The sequence below is a fragment of the Microbacterium testaceum genome (genome assembly GCF_001476655.1).
GTDB classification, from domain to species: domain Bacteria; phylum Actinomycetota; class Actinomycetes; order Actinomycetales; family Microbacteriaceae; genus Microbacterium; species Microbacterium testaceum_C.
The window spans coordinates 1-615 of sequence record NZ_LDRT01000207.1; the positions used below are offsets into that span (position 1 = coordinate 1).

General features: G+C 71.5%; 1 protein-coding gene. It reads right to left on the reverse strand.

Annotated features, from left to right (window positions below):
- Positions 1–176 precede the first annotated feature (176 nt).
- On the reverse strand, positions 177–615 hold a 439-nt coding region (locus NS220_RS18395; RefSeq protein WP_153004374.1), incomplete at its 5' end, for a carboxylesterase family protein.

The following is a 615-nucleotide window of genomic DNA, read 5'->3' on the forward strand; positions in this document are numbered from 1 at the left end:
CTCTCGGAGGGGAGGGGGTGGGTCGTGAGGGTCTCGGGCATGGCGGCTCGCTTTCGTCGGGTGAGGCGAGCGTACGCTTGTCCAACAAGTCATGATCCGACTTGTTCAACAACGTCACGGTGTCTTTACCTGGAGGAAACGCGGCGCGCACGGCACCCCCTCCTGCTCGTCCGCGTTCAGCGCGTGAGCGCGGCCAGGGCCTCGGCGCGGGGGAGAGGCACGTCGCGCGTGACGGTGTCGTAGCGGCGGATGTCCTCGCCGGGGGCGAACGTCGGCCAGCCGGGGTCGCCCGTCTCGGCGAAGCGGACCCAGTCGCCGTGCATGCGTTCCGCGAGCGCGGCGGGGGCCGCGGTTCCGGCCAGACGCTCCGACGCCGGATCGTCCAGCGCGTCGAAGACGAAGCCGATCTCGAGCGCGTGCGCGGCGCGCAGATCACGCACCGGGCTCTGCCACGCGAACTCGTAGACGAAGGTGGGGGCTGTGCGGGCACGAGCGACCTCGACCGCAGGAGCGCGCAGGATCGAGTCCGTGAGCACCTGTCCGATGATCTCGCCGGGCGACGCCTCGGGGAGGGCGCGTCGGTACGCCGCCCATACGCCGCGCGGCACGCGCTTC